The sequence below is a fragment of the Bacillus sp. mrc49 genome (assembly GCF_002803435.1).
Map to the genome: position 1 here is coordinate 1 of NZ_PHNG01000575.1, position 862 is coordinate 862.

Sequence of the window (862 nt, forward strand, 5' to 3'; positions counted from 1 at the left end):
ATTATAATGGTTCGTTTCATGCGAATGAATGGATTACGACCCCCGTGATCATGACCTTTTTAAATGATTATGTGTTGGCAATCACGAATCAAACGGATATCCGCGGCCTTTCCATGTTGCCCTATTATCAAAAGACACTTCTGTCGATTGTCCCGATGGTGAACCCCGATGGAGTGGAATTGGTGCAAAATGGCCCGCCGGCAGATGAGACATTGAGAGCGAGGCTCGTGGGATGGAATAGTGGCAGCGAGGACTTTTCCGGATGGAAGGCGAATATCAATGGCGTCGACCTCAACGATCAATTCCCCGCCAAATGGGAGCTGGAGCAGGCCCGCAACATGGTAAATGAACCAGGCCCGGCCAATTATTCGGGAACAGGGCCGCTTACACAGCCAGAAGCGATTGCGATGGCAAATCTAACGAGAAAGCGTGACTTTGCGAGAGTCCTCGCATTCCATACTCAAGGTGAGGTCATTTTTTGGGGGTTTGAAAATATGGAGCCGCCAGAGTCTGAAACGATAGTCAATGAGTTTGCGAGGGTAAGTGGCTATGAGCCCGTCAAGTCGGCCAATAGTTACGCAGGGTATAAGGATTGGTACATTCAGGACTGGCGGAGGCCGGGATTTACCGTTGAGCTTGGTAAAGGAACCAACCCGCTTCCTATATCACAGTTCGATGAAATTTATCAAAAGTCACTTGGGATCTTCTTGGCAGGCTTGTACATGTAAACGCCGGACATGCAAAAACGCTCTGCTCCCAGTCGATGGGGGGAGAGCTTTTTATCTTATCGATTATTGATATAAAACGATGAGGGCTGCTGCAAAAAATAAGTAAAGGTAAGCTTTACTTATCGATTGCAAAA

At 47.8% G+C, this 862-nt stretch carries 1 protein-coding gene; it reads left to right on the plus strand.

Translation table 11 applies throughout. The annotated features are described in order from the left end of the window. Positions 1-728, plus strand: a 728-nt coding sequence (locus CVN76_RS05990) for a M14 family metallopeptidase (protein WP_198512502.1), incomplete at its 5' end; no start/stop codon positions are given. Positions 729-862 lie beyond the last annotated feature (134 nt).